General features: G+C 45.7%; 18 protein-coding genes. 10 read left to right on the top strand and 8 right to left on the bottom strand.

The window, feature by feature from the left end:
* Window positions 1–98: 98 nt before the first annotated feature.
* Window positions 99–581, top strand: a complete 483-nt coding sequence (locus tag ACLWBB_RS01945) for a chemotaxis protein CheW (protein ID WP_413289864.1) — start codon at window positions 99–101, stop codon at window positions 579–581.
* A gap of 62 nt (window positions 582–643) precedes the next feature.
* Here the strand turns inward: ACLWBB_RS01945 and ACLWBB_RS01940 are convergent, their stop codons facing one another.
* Window positions 644–1,225: a hypothetical protein gene (locus ACLWBB_RS01940; protein WP_413289863.1), complete on the bottom strand. Its 582-nt coding sequence runs from the start codon at window positions 1,223–1,225 to the stop codon at window positions 644–646.
* A 178-nt stretch (window positions 1,226–1,403) separates the two neighbouring features.
* On the opposite strand from ACLWBB_RS01940, the gene ACLWBB_RS01935 reads away from it, so the two are divergent.
* Window positions 1,404–2,378 carry a hypothetical protein gene (locus ACLWBB_RS01935; RefSeq protein WP_413289862.1) on the top strand — a complete coding sequence of 325 codons (975 nt, stop codon included), beginning with the start codon at window positions 1,404–1,406 and terminating at the stop codon, window positions 2,376–2,378.
* A 14-nt stretch (window positions 2,379–2,392) separates the two neighbouring features.
* A complete protein-coding gene (locus ACLWBB_RS01930; protein ID WP_413289861.1) occupies window positions 2,393–2,851 on the top strand; it encodes a hypothetical protein in 459 nt (152 codons plus the stop codon).
* Here ACLWBB_RS01930 and ACLWBB_RS01925 read toward each other — a convergent pair.
* On the bottom strand, window positions 2,844–3,218 hold the full coding sequence (locus ACLWBB_RS01925; RefSeq protein WP_413289860.1) for a hypothetical protein: 375 nt from the start codon (window positions 3,216–3,218) through the stop codon (window positions 2,844–2,846). The genes ACLWBB_RS01930 and ACLWBB_RS01925 overlap by 8 nt on opposite strands.
* A gap of 100 nt (window positions 3,219–3,318) precedes the next feature.
* On the opposite strand from ACLWBB_RS01925, the gene ACLWBB_RS01920 reads away from it, so the two are divergent.
* The gene (locus tag ACLWBB_RS01920) at window positions 3,319–4,203 is read left to right on the top strand and encodes a LysR family transcriptional regulator (RefSeq protein WP_413289859.1); all 885 of its coding nucleotides are present in this window, start codon (window positions 3,319–3,321) and stop codon (window positions 4,201–4,203) included.
* Between the two features lie 23 nt (window positions 4,204–4,226).
* Here ACLWBB_RS01920 and ACLWBB_RS01915 read toward each other — a convergent pair whose 3' ends face one another.
* On the bottom strand, window positions 4,227–5,276 hold the full coding sequence (locus ACLWBB_RS01915) for a phospho-N-acetylmuramoyl-pentapeptide-transferase (RefSeq protein WP_413289857.1): 1,050 nt from the start codon (window positions 5,274–5,276) through the stop codon (window positions 4,227–4,229).
* Between the two features lie 403 nt (window positions 5,277–5,679).
* A complete protein-coding gene (locus tag ACLWBB_RS01910; RefSeq protein WP_413289856.1) occupies window positions 5,680–7,701 on the bottom strand; it encodes a transketolase C-terminal domain-containing protein in 2,022 nt (673 codons plus the stop codon).
* An 84-nt stretch (window positions 7,702–7,785) separates the two neighbouring features.
* Here ACLWBB_RS01910 and add point away from each other — a divergent pair, with 84 nt between their 5' ends.
* From add to pip, 3 genes are read left to right on the top strand one after another with little or no spacing between them, the layout of a single operon-like run.
* On the top strand, window positions 7,786–8,820 hold the full coding sequence (gene add / locus ACLWBB_RS01905; protein WP_413289855.1) for an adenosine deaminase: 1,035 nt from the start codon (window positions 7,786–7,788) through the stop codon (window positions 8,818–8,820).
* 13 nt (window positions 8,821–8,833) lie between these two features.
* Window positions 8,834–9,979 carry a metallophosphoesterase gene (locus ACLWBB_RS01900; protein WP_413289854.1) on the top strand — a complete coding sequence of 382 codons (1,146 nt, stop codon included), beginning with the start codon at window positions 8,834–8,836 and terminating at the stop codon, window positions 9,977–9,979.
* A 17-nt stretch (window positions 9,980–9,996) separates the two neighbouring features.
* Entirely contained in the window at window positions 9,997–10,944 is a 948-nt protein-coding gene (pip, locus tag ACLWBB_RS01895) for a prolyl aminopeptidase (protein ID WP_413291577.1), read from the top strand.
* Window positions 10,945–10,986: 42 nt separating this feature from the next.
* Here pip and ACLWBB_RS01890 read toward each other — a convergent pair whose 3' ends face one another.
* The gene (locus tag ACLWBB_RS01890) at window positions 10,987–13,734 is read right to left on the bottom strand and encodes a choice-of-anchor D domain-containing protein (RefSeq protein ID WP_413289853.1); all 2,748 of its coding nucleotides are present in this window, start codon (window positions 13,732–13,734) and stop codon (window positions 10,987–10,989) included.
* 423 nt (window positions 13,735–14,157) lie between these two features.
* Here ACLWBB_RS01890 and ACLWBB_RS01885 point away from each other — a divergent pair, with 423 nt between their 5' ends.
* On the top strand, window positions 14,158–14,985 hold the full coding sequence (locus ACLWBB_RS01885; RefSeq protein ID WP_413289852.1) for a S1 family peptidase: 828 nt from the start codon (window positions 14,158–14,160) through the stop codon (window positions 14,983–14,985).
* Here the strand turns inward: ACLWBB_RS01885 and ACLWBB_RS01880 are convergent.
* The 3 genes from ACLWBB_RS01880 to ACLWBB_RS01870 are packed head-to-tail and all read right to left on the bottom strand — an operon-like array spanning window position 14,972 to window position 18,353.
* Window positions 14,972–15,715, bottom strand: coding sequence for an alpha/beta fold hydrolase (locus tag ACLWBB_RS01880; RefSeq protein ID WP_413289851.1), 744 nt, complete (start codon window positions 15,713–15,715; stop codon window positions 14,972–14,974). The genes ACLWBB_RS01885 and ACLWBB_RS01880 overlap by 14 nt on opposite strands.
* A complete protein-coding gene (gene menD, locus ACLWBB_RS01875; protein WP_413289850.1) occupies window positions 15,703–17,274 on the bottom strand; it encodes a 2-succinyl-5-enolpyruvyl-6-hydroxy-3-cyclohexene-1-carboxylic-acid synthase in 1,572 nt (523 codons plus the stop codon). The genes ACLWBB_RS01880 and menD overlap by 13 nt, the downstream gene beginning before the upstream one ends.
* Entirely contained in the window at window positions 17,271–18,353 is a 1,083-nt protein-coding gene (locus tag ACLWBB_RS01870) for a chorismate-binding protein (protein ID WP_413289849.1), read from the bottom strand. Before ACLWBB_RS01870 ends, menD begins: the two co-directional genes overlap by 4 nt.
* A gap of 97 nt (window positions 18,354–18,450) precedes the next feature.
* Here ACLWBB_RS01870 and aroF point away from each other — a divergent pair, with 97 nt between their 5' ends.
* Together aroF and ubiE are read left to right on the top strand one after the other, a co-directional pair.
* On the top strand, window positions 18,451–19,290 hold the full coding sequence (gene aroF / locus ACLWBB_RS01865; RefSeq protein ID WP_413289848.1) for a 3-deoxy-7-phosphoheptulonate synthase: 840 nt from the start codon (window positions 18,451–18,453) through the stop codon (window positions 19,288–19,290).
* Between the two features lie 10 nt (window positions 19,291–19,300).
* Window positions 19,301–20,014 carry a bifunctional demethylmenaquinone methyltransferase/2-methoxy-6-polyprenyl-1,4-benzoquinol methylase UbiE gene (gene ubiE / locus ACLWBB_RS01860; protein WP_413289847.1) on the top strand — a complete coding sequence of 238 codons (714 nt, stop codon included), beginning with the start codon at window positions 19,301–19,303 and terminating at the stop codon, window positions 20,012–20,014.
* Window positions 20,015–20,246: the final 232 nt, after the last annotated feature.

Genomic DNA, 20,246 nt, shown 5'->3' with positions numbered 1-20,246 from the left:
TTTTAACAGGAATTCATTCGTTTTTCTCTAAAGTACGCAGCTTAAAACATCGAAAAGAGAGAGTACGAAATTTAGATTCTATTGAAAGGCGCAAGACCATGAGTGAAATTAGTAAAAAAGCAAAACCGGGCCAATATCTGACTTTCCAATTACAAAATGAACAATACGGAGTGCCTATAGAAACGGTCCGTGAAATCAACCGTGTCGTTGAAATCACTCCTGTGCCTCGTACTCCTGAATATGTAAAAGGTGTCATGAATCTTCGTGGCAAGATCATCCCTGTTGTTAACCTTCGCGTGAAGTTCGGGATGGATGCTCAAGAGCACACCCGCGACACTTGCATCATCGTTATTGATACTGAAATCGGTCAAGTGGGCATGATCGTTGATTCAGTAAAAGAGGTTGCAGACCTTACTGAAAACCAAATCGAACCTTCTCCAGTTTTGGGCAATGAAGCGACAATGTCGTTCGTGCGCGGAATGGGTAAAGTCGATAATCGCGTAATTATCCTTGTCGACATCGTGTCTGCGTTCTCTCATGAACAGCTGACTGGTATGTCTACAATGGCTGACGCAGCTTAATTTTTGAAAATTTTAAAACCACTCAAAGGGAAGAACCGAAAGGCTCTTCCCTTTTTGTTTTTTTAGAACGTCAGTGGCACACTCACACTGAAGAGATAGACTTTGTTCTTAAAGTTATCGTCTAGGTCAATATTGGTACTCACACCAGCCAGTGTTTCAATAGAAGAGTCGGTATATTGCAGATCCATATACTCAAAATTGAAACTAACAAAAATGAGTTTGAATCCAGCCCCTAGCTTATAGCCGTTGGCTTTTTTGAAGACCACATCGTACCCATTCGATGCCTTGGGATCTAGGCTTCCGTCGAAGACATATCCACCCCAGACCCGAAATCCGAGTGGAAGATCGACTCCAAGAATACCGGCGTAAAGAGTCGATGAGGCACTGGCATCATAATCCACTGCTGAGTTCTTAAAAGTCGGAGAAGACATACCAGCGTCTAGCGCCAAGTAAAGTAAACCAAATGACCAACCCGCTTTTAAATTAAATCCCAATCCTGAGCTGGAACCCGTTGAGGTTGTTAGTGGCGAAGGCCACGCTATGGTGTTATCGGCTTTTTCATAGGTAAGGCCTGGCTCTAGAAGAAACCCAGCGTGTGCTGAAAATGTGCAAAGAAAAATAAGACTACCGATCAGGACTTTCATAAAAGTGCCTCCTGTTATTTAAGCTCCAAAATACAAAAGTCGGTTTGAAAAGTTATGTTGCAAATGTCGTCATTCAGGAATGCGTGTAAAAACACAGCAAAAGACGATAGACCAGATTCTAATTACACTCACCGTTCTTCCTCTCAGCGTATTTCTAAATTCAGATATGATTAGTGTTATGAAGACACTGCTATCGATCATCACCGTTTTCTTTAGTTTGAATGCGTTTTCACAAAATCCATCCCCTGCCGTTATGGGTCTTCGCAAAGCATTGGCAACCGCCTATCAAAGCTGCGAATCCCTACAACTCAAGCCCATGGCTCGTTCTATCGCCGATGTTGAAGGCGTTGAAAATAACGGTCGTTACCCAGATTCTCTGACAGGCCACTATGTTAAAATCACAGATCCTAAAGCCGTAGCGAGAACTCACTACTACATTCGTGAATATCGCCCGACGCCGGGCTGTGTGAACGTCCAGAACTATCCGATGGTCTATGACTATGGTGGCAAGCCCTCCACCAAAGACGGGACTCTGAATTATTGGATCACCAGTAACGGAGGCTCTCCAGGACTGGGTATCGACTGCTCTGGGTTTGTCTTCACTTCTTTAGCCGTGGGTGGACTTCGTTTGAAAAGTGGCAAGGCTTTGAGAGCGGCAGAGGTGCATCAGTATCCTGCAAGAATGTACGTGCATCCTGATCAATCTGGCTTTTCGTGCCTAGCTCCTAAAAAAGTGGGTACGGCAGGAGTTCTTAAGCCAGGTGATATCTTAGCATCGGACTATCACGTCGCTATGGTTGAAAGTGTTGGTGCAGATCCTTTCGGACTTAAGAAACATTCCAACTGCGTCAGTATCACCTACAAAGATTTTGATTTCGTGATTGCTCAATCAAGTCCTGATCAAAACAATATCGGCATCAACAAGTACGAGGCTCGCGAATATCTCGCAGAGTTTTCCACATTCCTTTTCCGCTGGGGTCTTGAGCGCTACGCTAAAGAAGCTTGCGAAGCCCAAAGAAAAAAAACGGATGTCGTTCCTTACGTAAAATACTTTGGCATCTCTGAACACAAGATGACTGCTGAGTGCCAACAACCTGCGATCGCACTTCGTGGGGAATCTTGTATTCAAGAATGTCCTGAGATTTTTGAATAATCGAGGAGCCTACTATGAGATATTTGCTCTTGTGTTTAGCTCTGACATTCACTGCGAGCTTGAGTGGAGCGCAGACTCATAGTTTGCAGCCCTTTGAAACTGACAACTGCACGTTTTTCATGAGTGGCCCCACAAGCCAACCAGGCCTTTGGAAACACTGTTGCTTCGAACATGATTTACGATATTGGTTCGGCGGAGCTCTTTCTGAAAGAGATATCTCCGATGGATTCCTCAAACAGTGTGTACAAGACGTTGCAGGCCCTTATTGGGCGACTCTGATTTACCGCGCCGTCATGAGGGGCCACAACTCCCCGATTCAGCACCGTTTACACTGGGGCTGGGGATGGACTCCAGAGCGCAGCAATCGCTCTTTATCTTCCGATGAAAAAGCCCTTGTGCGACAAGAGCTTTTCTTACTAAATCTCGATCGCACTTACGTGAATGAGTTTATTCTAAGGTATCAGCTTAATTAGGGTCCACGGGGCGCACATGCTCCAGGCAACTCATGTGCAATAGTTGATCTCCAAACCTGAGAATAGCACTGGTTGTGTCTTCAAAATCATAAAACTCGATGGCAGTATCTAGTTTCTCTGAAAAGTATCCAAAGTACGTCATATCATCATAGTATTCCGCACTCTCGCTAACTTCGCTTTTTTGCCCATCCGCGTTTACCGTCACGAGCGTCAAAGTCCCTGTTCTTCCAATGCCATCGACCAAAATTACCTGACTTACGAGTGGTGTCGGTTTGTCTGGAGTGCAAGTGTAGACTGTCTCGGTATCCGCCTTGGCGATAGATCCTAAGATTACGGATGCGATCAAAAATGTCCCTATTTTCTTCATAAACCTTCCTTTTTTATGTGTTCAGAAGTCATCCCATGAAACTGAGAGTTAAATAAGGAATATTAATTCATATTTCATATTCCTTTTGTTATAGAATCTTATGCCAAAAATACCGATTCACTTGATTGAAGCCTTTATTAGTTTTAGCCAAACTCAGAATGTCCAAGCGGCCGCAAACCGCCTGGGGATTTCGCAACCTGCTTTATCAAAGCAGTTGATGGCGCTCGAGAAAATGCTTCCTCAGGCCATATTCACATTTCGTGGACGCCAAAAAGTTCTGACTGCTTTTGGTGAAGAGTTGCGTGTGCAATTGCAGGAAAAACTCGAAGGTCTTCAAGAGATCATAGAGCATACAGCTCTAAGCCATGCGGACCCTTCAAAATCCTATGTGAAAATTGCTTCACGCCGTGAAATCCTGGATCGCTTTGCAGACAAATTGAAATTCCCAGGAACCTTGCAATTAGTAGAGTCTGCAAATGCGCCGACGATTACAGGACTAATCAACAGAACTTTAGATTTCGGTATTGTTCACCAAGTTCCTAATACTAGTGAGCTGGTAGCAAAACCATTGTTCCGTGATCACTTCATGATTGTGATTCCGAAGAAGCTACTAAAAACCCCACCGACAAAAATAAAAGACCTGTGGAGTGAGTTAATTAAGCTTCCGTGCATCTGTTATAAAAATCCTGACGAGATCCTAGGACAAATTTGCCAAAGCCATGGTGTGAATTTCGATCGTTTAAACATCACAAGAGTCACAGCAAACTACTTAAGCGTCGCAAAACTCGTGAACGCGGGTGTGGGCTGGGCCGCAATGCCCACTCATATTTCAACGGTCAGCGCGAACAATCACATTATCCCTGTGCCACTCAAAACTTTCGCACCAAGACAGTTCTACGGAGTCTTCCGCCCAGAACTGAAAAATGCACCTTGGTTGAGGTTACTGCTATCAGAGCTGGATGCTTGTTTTATTGATCAGAAATAGCCACCGGCCGTGAATTGAAAACCTTAACGAACCTTCAGTAATATCACGAGCAGGACAATCAAAAGCATGACTTGAATCAACGAAAAACGTACAAGCACCTGAGTGTTTGACCAGCCCTTGTTATGTCTAACATGATCATGCAGCGGAAACCGAATTGTTCGAAATAAAGAAATTTTAAAAAAACGTAACAAAGCGACTTTCAATAAGCCAGTTCCGCCATTTACCAACAACACGGTGGATACAATTAAAACTGTAAACGGATTGCCAGATTTGATAACAATAATTCCCAGCAAAAATCCTAAAGCACGCGATCCTGCGTCGCCCATTAACAGCATCGAAGGATTAGCGTTATACCAAAGATAACCCAAAATACATCCGACCATCGAAAATGCCATCATCCCCCATACAGCACCGTCTTGATAATGTGGAAGCAGTAAATAGTTGGCGATGTCTTTGTGACCTACCACGAAGTATAAAACGGACCCTAAGGTTGCAAAAGCAAGAACAGATAAAGTTCCCGAAAGACCATCTACTCCATCGCTGCAATTGGTGCAGTTGATGGAAGTCCAAATCAAAATCGTTGAGAACGGTATAAATACAATAGGTGGAACTATAATGTCGGTCGTCGTAAACGGAAGCCATATATGCATGTCCTGCATTTCACAAAGCAAAGCCGATGCGCCAACCGCTAACAAAACATCCAACAAAGCCTTTTTATATTCTCCCCATGAATCAACCGAGGAGTCGTCAAAGTAGCCTGACAACATGGCCAAGAAAGTCAGCACTAAAATCCCCCAGGCCTGTAGCGATGGAGGCAACAAAACAAACTGAACTAAAGTAAAAATCGATACGAAAATCACTCCCGCCCCGGTTGGCTTTCCTTTTGAGGCACCACTTTGAATCGCATGAGCGCGACCACGGTCCGTGGGAAGTAAGCCCATCAACACGGGCAGAAAATAAAATGTCAGAGCAAAGCAGAGAACAGTACTCAAACCACCAAGAAATAAGTGAGACGTAAAAAGACGAAAGGGACCATAATAATTTTCAAGCACCTGTCCAAGCCAATATAACAAACGATCTCCCTTATGATTTCATATGTGATCTTTTATAATTTAATTTCAGGCGATCTCTCACTGTCAAGGCTTCTAAACCACTCGCAAAGAGTCTCAAGCAACTCTTTGTTTAATGGGACTAAAAACAAATTCCCATTCATCAAAATGGCCAATACCAGGGATAAGGACTCTCATCGAAGCTTTGTCCCATGTATCGATCGCTAGGTTTTTCTGCTTTTATCAAATCAGAAACATGAACGGCAATAGTCACAATAGGACCAAATATCGGCAGAAAAAAAGAAAAAGCCACCTGTAGCTTCTTTTGAGATCTTTCTGAAAGTTTGCTTCTAAAAATGAAAACAAACGCGACCAACAACAACAAGCCGTGAACAATTAAAACGTCTACGAGGACTTCCATAAATCCTTAGTCGAAAAGTTCAACCGCACTATCAGCGATCGATTCCGAATCTAGTCCGTGCTTTTTGTAGAGATCCAATGCTGTGTAAGCACTTTGGCCAAACTCACCGCGCACACCCAAAGTGTGACAACGGAAGCTCATGCCTTCTTCAGCCAATGCATGGCATACCATCTGACCAAGACCACCGATAAGTTGGTGATCCTCGACAGTCACAAAAGTGTTGTTGGTTTTTGCCAAACACTCTTCGAGCAATGCTAAATCTAAGTGATTCAAGCAAGAAGGATTCAAAATCACAGAACCGATTTTATGATTCGTCAACTCTTGCGCTGCTTTCAATGTTTCAGGAATCATTGAACCCGCCGCAATTAACGTCACGCTGTTCTGAGGATACTTGTCCGTGTTATCGAAAAGCACCTGACCACGACCGAGTTCGTATTTCAAACCAGCAGTGTAGGATTTCGGGAAGTTCTCACGACCCAAGAAGAACACATAAGACGGAGGTACTTTGCCGTTACGACGAGCTTCCGCAGTTTTACGAATTGCTTGGTAAACCAAAGCATCCGCTTCTTCACTGCAAGTCAGAGCATAAGTCTCGACATGTGGAATAGAAGAAAGCATCGCCATGTAACTTAAACTTTGGTGAGAAGCTCCGTCCGCCGCATCTTGAAAACCTGTGTGCGAGAAGATCGCAATCACTGGAGCTTCGGATAAAGAACTCATGATGAAAGGCAAAGCACCTTTTGTCACACCAAACTGAGCAAATGTATCCACAACTGGGATGTAACCCACTTTTGAAAGACCTGCAGCAGCCGACACCATGTTACTTTCAGCAACACCCACGTCCAAAGAGTCCGCTGGGAATTCCTTACGGAAGCTAGCAACACCCGTCGAACCTGGAAGATCCGAAGTCACAGAAATAACCGGAAGATTTTCTTTGCGGGCACGAATCAATGCACTCGCAACACCGTTTTGAATTTTCTCGCCAGTATCTTTCACCGCAGTGGCTTTAATATGAGCTTCCAATTTATTCAGCTCTTCAATCCATGCTGTGAACTCTGTCGGATAGGCTTCGCCATTGTAGATTTCACCTAAGAACGCTGGCAATTCAGTCGGACTTTTCAAAGGGAAACCGTGGCCACCCGAAGCAGACTCTGCAGTTTTTTTCGTTCCAATCCCTTTGATCGTTTTTGCATGAATCGCAACAGGTTGTTTTGGATTCTTACGAGCCATGTCGATAGCTTTTGTGATGGTGTCATAGCAAGCTTGAAGATCATGTGCTTTCTCAAGCACGATCACATTCCATCCCAAAGTTTTCAAAGACTCGAAAGTCGGAACCATCGAGAAGCTCTCAGCATCGATACGACCTGTTAGTTTCGTGTTGTTATCACTAACAATCATCACGTAAGGAGCCATCTTGCCAGTTTTTGCAAGACCCGGGATTGCTGCGAAAGCTTCTTTCGCTTCACCTTCCATGCTGGCGCCATCAGACACCACCGTCACCGTCACGCGGTTACGGCCGGCCATTGCATCGCCCATCGCCAAACCTTGAGTTTGTGGAAACGCAGACCCCAAAGGACCATTGCTAACAAACACACCTTGCGGGAAGCAGTGAACTTCACCATGGCCTGTCAGTGGACTTTCGATGGAGCGGAATTTTTTAAGCGAGTTCAAATTCAATCCCGCCATTCCGTAATTAGCCTTCAAAGCGTAAAGACCATTTTCACAGTGACCAGCATCGTTGACCAAATTGTAAAGGTCGAACCATTGTTTGCCACCCGATTTTGCTTCGTGAAAAACATGAGCATGAAGCGCTGACATTAATTCTGCCAAGGCTGCAGGACCGCCGTAGTGCGAGGCCGCTCCGCCAAGAACCGCATTCATGTCCATGAGAGAGATCAAGGCGCGAGTGGCGCGAGGATCTACGGCAGCAATCTTTTTGCCGTCATTGACTGAAATAGAAGTTTTAAATTGAGGATCTTGTGTGGGATTTCCCGCAAGCTTATTGGCAATTTTCATTGGTTCTGTCATATGCAGTTATCCTCTGTCAGAGTGTGTATTTGCGTCAACAAAAAGAGATGCATAGGACGGGGCAGGAATGATAGCTCTTTAAGAATGAAATCAACAAAACTTTATTCCCATGATTTGAGAGCTTTACCAAAAGTGGAACTTCACCGTCACCTCGACTGCTCAATGCGTTGGAGCACGATGGTGGAATTAGCGCCCAAATTGGGACTGGAATTGCCTAAAAACTACGACGCTCAGAGAGATTTTCTTCTCGTCACAGGACAGATGAAGGATCTTGGTGCCGTTCTGAATAAGTTCCTAAGAGCACAAAAGCTGCTGCATTCCGAAGAAGTTCTGACCCGTTTAGCCTATGAGGCCTGCGAAGATGCCTACAATGACGGCGTTCGCATCATGGAGTTGCGCTATGCCCCCAGTTTTATCGCTGATGGCCATAGCTCCCTCAGTTTTGAAAAAATACACAAAGCTTTGCTCAAAGGAATCGAGCAAGCCAAAAAGAACTTCCCCATGGCAGTGGGTCTAATTTGCATTATGCAAAGAATAAAACCTGTGGCTGAGGCCGAACGCGTCTGCGACTTTGCCATCGACCACAAAGATAGCTTCTTGGCCATTGACCTTGCCGACAACGAAGAGGGTTTTGATCCCAAACAGTTTGCCCCGCTTTTTGAACGCGCTCGCAAAGCAGGACTGCGCATTACGGTTCATTCGGGCGAGGCCAATACGCCACAATCCGCGCAGTGGGTGAAAGATTCTATCGACATTCTGGGCGCCGAACGCATTGGCCACGGAATCCAAATCATCAAAGACAAAAGCATCCTGTCTTACGTACGTGAAAAGGGCATTCCTTTAGAGGTTTGTCCCATCAGTAACTGGTTGACCCAAGCCTTTAAAACCTACGAAGAACATCCGATTCGCGAGCTGATCGCAGCAGGGATCAAGGTTACGATTAACTCAGATGATCCGGGAATTTTTGCCACTCAGCTTTCCGATGACTATGAAGTTCTTCACCGCGTGCATGGCTTTACAGTTGAAGACTTCAACAAAGCTAACGACATTGCAGCTAGTGTGAGTTTCATTAAGCCTGACGAAAAACAAAAATACTGGCCACGGGATCTTTTGAAATAAGAAAGAATCAAATATGGGAATCTTCCGAGCTGTTATATTCATTCTTGTCGCAGCGATGTTTTTTTACATTTCTCAGCAGCTGACCCGCTTTGCGGATTTCCCTCTGTGGGCAACGATGTCCATCATCGGTTTTTTAGCTATTTTATTTTTGATGGTGTTAAGCCTGCCTCTATTTTTCTGGATGAAATCCAGCCGCGAGCACAAAGCCTGGCATGACACGTTTTTCTTTTTCACTCACATGGCCATTGCCTATATTAACTTTCTGATTGTCTTTGTAGTTCTTCGGGACATCCTTGGATTTGCCGGGCAATTTATGGAATCTCCATCACTCAATGATACCCTCTATGGAGCCACCGGAAGCCTGACGACTTTGCTCTTGCCGGTTCTCTTTATTGCAGTTGGCACCTTAGTGGTTCGCAGAGGACCTCGCCGTATCGAAGTTCCAATCAAGTTTGATAATCTGCCTAAAGATCTTGAAGGTTTGCGTATTTTGCATATCACGGATCTGCACATCAGCCGCAGCCTCCCGACACGATTTATCCATCAATTGATCAAAGTCGCTGAGGAAAAGCCTGTGGACATGGTCGTCTACACCGGAGATATTCTGGATGATATTCCTTCTCGCTATGTCAGTGACTTAGAACTTCTAAAGAAAATTACCAGCAAGTACGGAAGCTTCTTTGTTCCTGGCAATCATGAATACTACTGGGACGGAACCAAGAGCGTTCCCGCTTTTAGTAAGATCGGCTTCAATGTGCTTGTTAATGACAGTCGCACTTTGAAAATCGGCCAAGCTGACCTGCAAATCTGGGGCGTTCCTGATCCTGCAGCAAAGATGTTCCAACTTGAAGGACCGGATTTTAAAAAAATTGAGCAAGAGATGAACCCTGAAGCATTCAAAATCTTGCTCTCACACCAACCATCACTTGCCGACATCGCAGCTCCGTTAGGAATCGAGCTGCAACTTTCAGGTCACACTCATGGCGGGCAATTCTTCCCTTGGAATATGCTTATTGGTTTTTTTGAAAAATATGGCAAGGGACTTTACAAAATTCAAAATCTGCAACTCTACGTGAATCAAGGCACTGGCTACTGGGGCCCTAGTCTTCGCTTAGGCACTTACTGCGAAGTTGCAGAAATCGTCTTGCAGTCAAAATAAGGAGTTCGCAAATGGCTATGCGTGATTATTATCCCGAGATTCAACCCTACAATACAGGCCGCTTGAAAGTGTCTGAGCTGCATGAGCTTTACTACGAAGAAGTCGGCAATCCCAAAGGACGTCCTGTTGTATTTCTTCATGGTGGTCCCGGTGGTGGTATTCATCCAGATCATCGCAGATTTTTTGATCCGAATCATTATCGCATCATTTTGTTTGATCAACGGGGCTCGGGCCAAAGCACTCCTTTGGCTGAACTTCGCGAAAACGATACTTGGAGTCTTGTCAGTGATATCGAAAAAATTCGCACTCTGATGGGGATCGAAAAGTGGGTGGTCTTTGGCGGTAGCTGGGGATCGACTCTGGCGCTGACTTACGCAATCACGCACCCACAGCGGGTTTCTGCCTTGGTCCTGCGGGGCATCTTCTTGTGCCGTCCTTCCGAAATCCATTGGTTCTACCAAGAAGGGGCATCGCAAATCTTCCCGGATATTTGGGATGAATACATAAAACCGATTCCAAAAGAAGAGCAGAATCAGCTTGTAAAGGCGTACTACAAACGTTTGACCGATACTAATTACACGACCCAATTAGAGGCCGCAAAAGCCTGGAGTAAGTGGGAAGCCGCGACCTCCAGATTGATTATAAGTAAGCAGGCTATCGAGGAATTTGATGATCCAGATTCTGCTATTAGCTTTGCTAGAATCGAATGCCATTACTTTATGAACAACGCATTTTTCGAAACCGACAATTGGATACTCGAAAATGTTCATAAGATTCGCCATATTCCAGCCTTCATCGTGCAAGGTCGCTACGACGTTGTCTGTCCTGCTCGTAGTGCTTGGGACCTGCATAAGGCATGGCCTGAAGCGAAGCTCAGCATCGTCGCAGATGCCGGCCATGCAGCTGCCGAACCTGGCACTCGCAGTGGCCTGATTGAGGCAACCGACGCTTGTAAGCCTTACTGAGAAGGCCACGGACTCTCGCAAAATAGAGGGAATCTTTCCGGCTTAGATGCCCGTACCGGAAAGATTCACATAGACTGTTGGTACGCCAGTTCCGAATGTAAGATTCAAAGTGCCAGTTTTACTTCCGGTTGTAGTAGGTTTAAACACCATCCCCACAGAGCACGTTGCCCCAGGAGCGAGCGCGCCCGTACAAGTCTGAGTCGGTCCGAATGAAAAACTACTGCCAGTTCCTCGTCCGAAATTGACGTTCACTGTTCCAGTATTTTTAATAAACACAATTTGCTCGGCGCTTGTGGTTCCCACGGCGTGATTTCCAAAAGCCAGAGGATTCGGGGTCGTTGTAACGGAAGGCATTACAGCGGTTCCTGTTAATGAAACGACAGCTGGCGAATTTGCATCATCGGAGATCACGTTAAGAGCCCCAGCATGGCTACCCGCAGTCGTAGGTGCAAAGCGCACCCCGATTGTACAAGTTGAGCCCGGCAATAGACTGGTGCCGCACGTCCCACCGACCTGAGTGAAATTGCCGATCACAGTTTTACCGGAAATGTTGAGTGTCGCATTTCCGCTATTGCTAACGGTGACATATTGAATAGTACTGGTCGAACCCACGGCCGAAGTACCATAACTCAAGGAACTCGGGGACAAAGATACGGCCGTCGTACCCGAAACACCTGAGCCATTCAAACTTACATTATGTGGTGAGTTTTGGGCATTCGTAGTAATTGTCAAAGCCCCCGCGTGCGCTCCAGAAGCAGACGGATTGAAGTAAATCCCAATCGTACAAGTGGCCGTCGGATTCAAACTTGTTCCACACGTCGATGCTGGGCTGATGTAGAAATCAGCAGTCACAGTTCTACTAATTGTTAACGTCGCAGTTCCCGTATTTGTTAAGGTGACCGTTTGCACAGATGAACTTGTGTCAACGTTCTGATTACCGAAGCTAAGTGCTGTCGTGGACAGGCTCACCGCTGGACTAATTCCATAACCTATCAAGGATACTACATGCGGAGAGTTTGCTGTATTCGTGTTCAGAGTCAAAGTACCAGAGCGGGTTCCACTTATGGTGGGTTTAAAGTATACACCGATCGTGCAATTGCCGCCTGCTGCAAGCGAAGTACCACAAGTTCCGCCACTCAAGTAATAGTCTGTCGTTATAATTTTTGAACTGAATGACAGAGATGTAGCGCCCGTATTATTGACAGTCACATATTGAATGCCTGTGTTTGTATTTAAAACTGTATACCCAAAATCAAGACTTGCGGGCAACACAGTCGCCATTGCTGTAGGCGTAGGCGTAGGTGTAGGCGTAGGCGTAGGCGTAGGCGTAGGCGTAGGCGTAGGTGTAGGCGTAGGTGTAGGTGTAGGCGTAGGTGTAGTACCGGAGCCTGACAAAGAAACTGCGTGACTAGAAATCGCGTCGTTGGAAGTAATAGTTAAAGAGCCAATACGAGTTCCAAGAATACTTGGGTTGAAATAAATCCCAATGGTACAACTTGCATTAGGAGCAAGACTTGCATCACACGTCGAACTTGAGCTGAGATAGTAATCCGTAGTGAGTGTTTTGCTGGTAAAACTTAAATTCGCCGACCCAGTATTCGTAATAGTCACAAATTTAATTGCGGTGCTCGTGTTAAGAAGTTGATTTCCGAAACTCAATGAAGTTGAACTCAATGTGAGTTTTGGCGTAACGCCGTTACCCGACAAAGACACTACATGAGGAGAGTTCGAAGCATTAGTTGTGACAGTTAAAGTCCCGCTACGGCTTCCCAAAATGGTGGGATTGAAATAAACCCCAATAGTACAACTTGCATCTGGGCTTAAGCTAGTCCCACAGCTGGAGTTTGTGCTTATATAATAGTCCGCACTAGGCACCTTAGACACAAATGTCAGAACAGCGTCACCAGTATTAGTGACCGTCACAAACTTGGCGAACGTGTTGGTATTCACCATTTGGTCCCCGAAATTTAGAGACATGGAACTCAAAGTGATCAGAGGAACCGGCATTGGAGTAGGCGTTGGCGTTTGTGTAGGTGTTGGTGTTGGCGTCGCCCAAGAAGGCAGCGAAACCATTTTACTCACGGACTGCCCCACCATATCAGAGAGGTTCACGCTCACATCCACTCGCTCTGAAGCTCGCTTCTTGAGAAGAAGCGCACGTTTCCCTTCCACGGTTTCACCAGAATTATTCAATTTGAATTGCACAGATTTAAGATCCACTGCCGGAGCTTCCACATTCAAAAGAATTAATTCGTCGGATTCGTTCGCTTCAATTGTCTTTTGATTTACAGAATAACCACCCACGGAATTCAAAGATAATGTCGTCGCCCCTTTTGGTAACAACCTAAAACGAGTCAGCAAGTAAGGCGTATCCGCACGGTACCCAAAGATATAATACTCGCCCGCGCGATCCGCACTATAATGAACATTATTGTAAGCATCACCCAAAGCAACAATGGACGAAGACGGACCGTGCACCCACGCGATTTTCGTAAAATCGTTATTCTTCAAAACTATGTTTTCAATGATAGGACTAGCCTCTGCGTAGTCATATTGATTCAGGCTAGGATCAACGTTTGGGTAGAGAACATTATTGGCACTTTCCTGAGAAGCTACAGCCAAAAGAATTTGAAGGTCTACTTTTGATCCAACGGTAGAGCTCAGGTCGATTCCTCCTGAAAGGAAAGGACCATCGGCGGATAACTTGGCTGGGCCACAGTTTTGAAAAAACAGAACAAATGATGATGATACTAGAACAGCAAGCGCAAACCTAATTAACGTGCGGCTCATATTTCTTCCCCTGTTTTATTTAGTATAACGATCCGCTTATACAAACTCTATCGAGATGTCCTCAGGTCCCCAGCTTTAAAAATGGAACATATCAATTCATCTTAGAGACCCGCAAAAGGCAGCATAGAGCCCTTGTCTGAGGGAATTCACACCTCAAAACCATTCTCAGATTTGGATGTTTGTAATCCTCGCCTCATCGGAAAAAGCGTTTCTGTTTTTTCTCCGAAAACGCAAGATGCGGTGACGGGACCCATCGATAGGCTTGATCAAACCCATGTAAAGTTTATAAAAAAGCGCGCTTTAAAACGAATTCGTTGGGGTCTCTAACTTTCCCTTGTGAAAGCCTCCAAAATCAGCGATTATGCCTCACAACGCAGCGCTTCAAGTGCTCGTTTTTCTGGGGGTTTAGGGATGGGGTCTGCTATGAGGGGTTCTAATAAAATCGCATCATTGATCAGCGTAAGTTTGATGGCAACCATGCTCTCGGCCTGCACTCTTGCGGACAACTTTAAAGCCGAAAACTTCGAATCTGAAGACACCCAAGACATCGTGAATGGACGCGAAATTCAAAACGACAACGAGCTCGCTAAAAGCGTTGTTTTTATCGTGAACAAAGTTACCAAGGATGTATGCACAGGCTCCATCTTGGATAACAATCACGTTCTGACGGCAGCTCACTGCCTGGACACCGAAGACCAAACCAATCTTTATGTCTTCTTCGCTGCAAGACCAAATGGCAAAACAGAACGTCGCCAAGTTTTGGCTGCTAAATACTCTCCATACTGGGAAATGCGCCAACTTGAAAGCTACGATACTGGTGACATCGCCGTGATCAAGTTTGACGGCACTGAATTGCCAGTGGGTTACAAACCTGTAACCTTCCTTGAAGACTACTCGATTCTTCGTGAAGAGACTCCTGTATCAGTTTTAGGTTACGGCTTGAGCGATGCGAGCGATCCTACAAGTGTTGGAGTTCTTCGCGTTGGAAATTTAAAAATCGCGGATCCAAATTTCAGTTCGACAGAAATCACATTGGATCAAACGAAGGGCACTGGCGTTTGCCATGGTGACTCTGGCGGTCCTGCTTACGTGTATATTCCTGGAAAAAATGGATCTAAAGGCCAATACCTTTTGTGGGGCGTTTCTACTCGTGGAGTGAATGACGACGACAGCACATGCAACAAGTCCGTTGCGATCACGAACGCCAGCATCTACCTCACTTGGATCATGTTGGCTGTTAAAACTCTATAAAAGAAATCATCTTCTGTGCAAGCTCACTGGGTTGATCAAATAACACCCGGTGAGATGCTTTCGGAAAAATCTCGGTCTGAATAGCAGGCGCACGTTTCTTAAGATCCATCGCAATACTTGCAAACTTAATATCTTTCTCTCCGCTGACCCACAAAATCTTCTCACTCTGTCGAGTAATCAAATCCCGGAAATCTTCTTGGCCCGCTAACGACCACTCGGTCAATGCCTGGGCTAACTGCGGGCGTTGATAGCTCGTTTCAAGTCTTTGTGGCTCTGTCAGACTGTCTTTGAAAACACCTTGGGCATTCCACTCTCTCATCAGTGTTTCCCATGGGTATTCTAAAAACTTTTTCGCCCACTGTTCATCATTCGCCTGACGTTCTTGCTTCTCTTTGTCTCGTTGCAAACCAGGGTTCGTCGAAATGAAGATTGCTTTATCATACAATGCAGGATCTTGCTTCAAAGCCTGAAGGGCTAAGCGTCCCCCCAAAGAATAACCCACTAAAACTCGAGGGCCCGTGGGAAATTGCACACGGATTTTTTGATTGAAGTTCTTTGCCCAGTTTTCAAAACTGTTTTTGGAATCTAGGCCCGGCGTTTTCATATAATCCACCGAGCGCCACTCGAACTGATGGGCTAAAGGCGAAACCATAAAGTAACTTTGTATCAGATCCCAATCGGTCGGCAGACCCATGAAACCATGAAGACAGAGAATCTTTATTTTTTCCAAAGCTGTTCCCACTCCCTTAAGAAATCATCAGTTTGTTGCGGATCTGGAATCAGCTCGATCAATTGGCGATCGCTCAAATTGGTCTCGGCAGGGATTGTTGACCAGTCCTGGTAATCCCAGTTGAACATTTTTGCCCAATGGCTGAACTCGATTTCGTGACGATTTAAGAAGATGTCTTTTTTGAACATACGCTGGAAGATCTGACCACCACGATTGTTGATCACAACAAGACGCATTTTTTTATTCTCTAGCTGAGGCGTAATCCACAAAGAAGACAAATCATACATCGCCGTCAAATCGCCAACGATGCACCAGTTCTCAGTACTCGGTTCGGCCCAGCCCAAGAACGTAGAAACTTGACCGTCAATCCCGTTAGCTCCGCGATTTCCAACTACACGACCAGGATAAGAATCAAAATCGGCTGCCAAATCCCAGTGGCGAATTGGCAAACTGTTGCCAAGGTAAACTGATTGCCCCTTCATTTTTTTCGAAAGGGACCAAACCAAGCCTTGCTCAGAGCGTGGATACTTCGCCAACAGGTCCTCTTTCACATTCGCGCGCTGAAGATCTTCCTTCAACAAAGGACCCAAATCTTTAAAGTGTTCTGGGCTTTGAATCACGGCTAGTGATGCTAGATGGGTAAAGTGAGTCACCTCACGGCTTAACCCCGAGTAGTGATTATATCCCACAGACAAAACCGGCAGGTTTTTACGTTTGTCTTCAAGGTCTCTCCACAACCGTACGGTCGGAACTCCACCAATACGCAGAACCGCATTGCAAATGCCTTGGTCCAAAAGGTGATTGATGTAGTTTTCTCCAGAGCGGATTTCTAAGTGACTCAAATCAGGATGCCCACGCAGACCTGAAATACCTTCTGCATAAATCGGGCACTGAATTTTTTTAAGAAAATTCAAAATCGGCAGCTGCGCCTTTGAAGGCAATGTTCCTAAAATCACAATCGGATTGTAGATCTTCAGGAAGTGAGTCGTGTCGTGACCTGCATTGGGTTCACACTGCTCTGGAAACTTCACCCACTCACTCGTAGAAGTAAGATCTAGCTTCGCAACAGGGCCGTCAATGAGGGGCTCGCTAAAGCACACATTGATATGCACGGGCTTTTTCCAAGTAAGGCCCTTCATTGAAAAGTGATGGTTCTCGGCATCGATGTCCAAAGACGCTTCGATATAGTAAGAAAAAATCCCAACTTGCTCGATACTCTGAGGAGCCCCCGAACCACGATAGGATTTCGGACGATCTGCCGTCACCATCACTAATGGCAAAGAGGAATAAGTCGCTTCAATTGCCGCTGGCAAAAGCTCGGCAACCGCTGTCCCTGAAGTTGTGATGACCGCCATAGGTCTTTGCGTTTTAGCCATGCGACCTAGTGCAAAGAAAGCCGCCGAACGCTCTTCAAAAAAAGAATAAACTTTGACGTCTTTGTTCTCTTCTAAAATGTGAACGAAGGGACTATTGCGTGCCCCCGCACAGAGACAGAACTCACGAATTCCGGAAGATACCAACCCTTGCAACACCTTGGCTGCCAACTGCATATTTGTCATGACTCTAATCCCAACACCTTTTTCACGGACTGCCGTTTGTGCGACAGTTCTCTCCACTCTTGTTGTAAATCACTCTGCGCGACGATACCACATCCGGAACCAATTCTGGACCCGGCAGCGCTCCACTGAATGTTACGAATAGCTACCAAACAGAGGGCTTCTTCACGGGACCACTGCAAGCCCCATGGAGCTCCGAAACCGCCGCGCCCTTTTTGCTCGGGCAAGGTCTTCATCCACTGATAATCAAAACTGCGGGGCGAAACCCCCAAGGCTGGAGTTGGGTGCAAAGCCTGACAAGCCTTCAGAAAAGAAAAGCTCTGCCCCACTGGCAATTCACAATCGATATCAGTTTTTAAGTGAAACAAAGTTGGTAGCTCCATCACTTGAGTTTCGTGCGCTTGAACATGGCCATAGTGTCTCAGGCTTTGCAGAATGTCCTGAACAACCAAATCATGTTCATGGCGTTCTTTAGGATCTTCCAGCAAAGAACTGCGGGTCGCAGTTTCAGATTTTGGGCAAGTACCCGCCAAAGCCATCGTCGTCAAATGTTGTCCCGATTGGCGCAGCAAAACTTCGGGAGTCGCCCCCAAAATCCCCTGCCCCTTTTGCCAAAAGCCGAAGACGTACAAGTTCGTTGGAGCCTTGATCAGAGCCTGAATCATGGCCGCCAATCGCTGTGGCCCCAGTATTTCTGTAGATTTTTCGAAAACGATGGGCACGGCCTTGTTCAAGGTTCCGGCTTGAATCTGCTTTAAAATAGAGTTGAAAGAAGAGCTAAAACTCTGCAAGTCCGCGCCCTGCCACGACATCGGCGCCAACAAAGACTTATGGAAGTCCGCACACAAGTGCTCTAAGTCATGATCCGTAAGCCTATAGAATGTTTCCGGAATCCAATAATTAGCGTTTGGCTCTGCAAAAAAGTCGGGATGAAAAAGGGCGACTTCGCCCTCCATAATTTCTGATTTTTGTGTGAAGGGTCCTTGGAGCAAAAACCATTGGTTTGCACTTACGCGCAACAGGGCTCCTTGCTCTAAAAAGTTTGTAAAATTCAAAGCCTTCATGCTAATCTGCCCGTCCACAAAAGCCCCGGTTTTTCGACCCCTTGGGTCATTAAGCGTGGTAGGAATTGGGTCCTTTAAGCGTTACTAAAATTTAGAAACTGAAGAAGTTCGTATTATGGAAATTGAAAGTATGCAAACAACTCCCTCAACCCAAATCGTCAAGATCAAGACGGCTTATGGCACGCTTGATATTGGGGGACCTCAGTTTTCCGTGTTGGCAGGCCCGTGCTCTATCGAAAGCCATGACCAATTCTTGGAAACTGCAAAGTCAGTTAAATCCAGTGGCGCTTGCATGCTCCGTGGGGGCATCTGGAAAATGAGAACTTCGTCAAAGACCTTCCAAGGTTTGGGCGAATCCTCTTTCGATTTCATTAAATCTGTCTGCAAAGAAACAAATATGGGCCTGGTCTCTGAAGTGACCGATGCTCGCCAAATCGAAGAAGTTTTCGATGTGGTGGACATGTTCCAAGTAGGCTCTCGTAACATGCACAACTACTCTTTGTTGAAAGAGTTGGGTCGTCAAAACAAGCCTGTTCTTTTGAAGCGTGGTTTTGCTTCATTGATTGACGAATGGATTAAAGCCGCTGAGTACGTTACGAACGGTGGCAATCAAAACGTGATTTTGTGTGAACGCGGAATCCGTACTTTCGAAACTGCAACTCGCAATACTTTGGATTTGAATGCCGTTGTTTATGTGAAGAAAAACACGCACTTCCCAGTGATCGTGGATCCATCTCACGCTGTCGGTATTCGCGCTTTGGTTCCAGACTTGGCAATTGCCGCTGCGGCCTCTGGCGCTGACGGTATCATCGTTGAAGTTCATCCGCGTCCAAAGGAAGCTCTTTCTGATGGTCCTCAAGCTCTAACCTTTGATGACTTCAAAACGATGATGAACAAAATCGAAAGAGTTCTGACGGCTTTGGATCGCCCTCTTCAAAAAGCCACTTTGGTATAAGGATTTTCTCGTGCAACAAAAACACTCTCCTAATCCAGAAGTTATTCGCAGCATGTTCAGTAAAGTGGCTGCGAATTACGACAAAGGAAACGACATCCTTTCAATGGGTGTTCACCACCTTTGGCGCAAAAAACTGGTTAAAATGAGTGGCGCCCATGCTGGCCAATCAGTCCTTGATTGCGCAACTGGCACTGGTGATTTGGCGATTGAATTTAAAAAAGCCGTAGGCGCTCAAGGCGCTGTCATCGGTACAGATTTCTGTGCAGAGATGTTGATCCCTGCTCCTGCGAAAGCAGCCGCAAAAGGCCTTGAAATTCGCTTTGAACAAGCAGATGTGACTCAGCTTCAGTACGCTGACAAGAGCTTCGATATCAGCAGTATTTCTTTCGGCATCCGCAATGTTGGCGACCCCGTAAAAGGTTTGAAAGAAATGGCTCGTGTTACTAAAAGTGGCGGGCACGTGATGGTTCTAGAGTTCGGGCAAGTACAGTTTCCTGTCTTCGGCCCTCTCTACAATTTCTATTCTGAAAAGATTTTGCCGAAGCTTGGTGGCTTAGTCACAGGACAAGGTGAAGCTTACGAATACTTGCAAAAATCCTCTGCGGCTTTCCCATGCCGTGAAGAGTTTCTTTCTTTAATGAAGCAGACCGGTGACTTCAGCGACGTGACATACACAAGTCTTACTGGTGGTATTGCTTACATCTACACAGGCCGCGTTCGCTAGACTTTTTGTTAGTCGAGCGCACCCTATAGCCTTTAATTGGAACAGGCACCACAGCAAAACTCACATTCCTAGAATGAGACAGTGGTGGTCCACTTCGATCCACGAATTTCCATTTTTTTGTCGAACCTTTAGTTATGTTCGTTTTCAAGACGGTCCCTGTTTCGCCCGACCAAATGGAGCAGAGTTTTCAAAAGTTTTGCTCAAGAATGAGAAATCTTAACCGGTTTTTCTC

This window comes from Bdellovibrio sp. HCB337, from assembly GCF_047302465.1.
In the GTDB taxonomy this organism is placed as follows: Bacteria; Bdellovibrionota; Bdellovibrionia; order Bdellovibrionales; family Bdellovibrionaceae; genus JACMRP01.
Note: the sequence above shows the minus strand (reverse complement) of the source record. Positions and strands in the feature narration are given on the sequence as shown.

Coding starts and splice junctions, on each gene's coding strand:
- menD (WP_413289850.1), bottom strand. CDS start 17,274: ATGACAAATATGCAGTTGGCAGCCAAGGTGTTGCAAGGGTTGGTATCT.
- add (WP_413289855.1), top strand. CDS start 7,786: ATGAAATCAACAAAACTTTATTCCCATGATTTGAGAGCTTTACCAAAA.
- pip (WP_413291577.1), top strand. CDS start 9,997: ATGCGTGATTATTATCCCGAGATTCAACCCTACAATACAGGCCGCTTG.
- ACLWBB_RS01925 (WP_413289860.1), bottom strand. CDS start 3,218: ATGAAGAAAATAGGGACATTTTTGATCGCATCCGTAATCTTAGGATCT.
- ACLWBB_RS01885 (WP_413289852.1), top strand. CDS start 14,158: ATGAGGGGTTCTAATAAAATCGCATCATTGATCAGCGTAAGTTTGATG.
- aroF (WP_413289848.1), top strand. CDS start 18,451: ATGGAAATTGAAAGTATGCAAACAACTCCCTCAACCCAAATCGTCAAG.
- ACLWBB_RS01920 (WP_413289859.1), top strand. CDS start 3,319: ATGCCAAAAATACCGATTCACTTGATTGAAGCCTTTATTAGTTTTAGC.
- ACLWBB_RS01910 (WP_413289856.1), bottom strand. CDS start 7,701: ATGACAGAACCAATGAAAATTGCCAATAAGCTTGCGGGAAATCCCACA.
- ACLWBB_RS01935 (WP_413289862.1), top strand. CDS start 1,404: ATGAAGACACTGCTATCGATCATCACCGTTTTCTTTAGTTTGAATGCG.
- ACLWBB_RS01940 (WP_413289863.1), bottom strand. CDS start 1,225: ATGAAAGTCCTGATCGGTAGTCTTATTTTTCTTTGCACATTTTCAGCA.
- ACLWBB_RS01930 (WP_413289861.1), top strand. CDS start 2,393: ATGAGATATTTGCTCTTGTGTTTAGCTCTGACATTCACTGCGAGCTTG.
- ACLWBB_RS01890 (WP_413289853.1), bottom strand. CDS start 13,734: ATGAGCCGCACGTTAATTAGGTTTGCGCTTGCTGTTCTAGTATCATCA.
- ACLWBB_RS01945 (WP_413289864.1), top strand. CDS start 99: ATGAGTGAAATTAGTAAAAAAGCAAAACCGGGCCAATATCTGACTTTC.
- ACLWBB_RS01900 (WP_413289854.1), top strand. CDS start 8,834: ATGGGAATCTTCCGAGCTGTTATATTCATTCTTGTCGCAGCGATGTTT.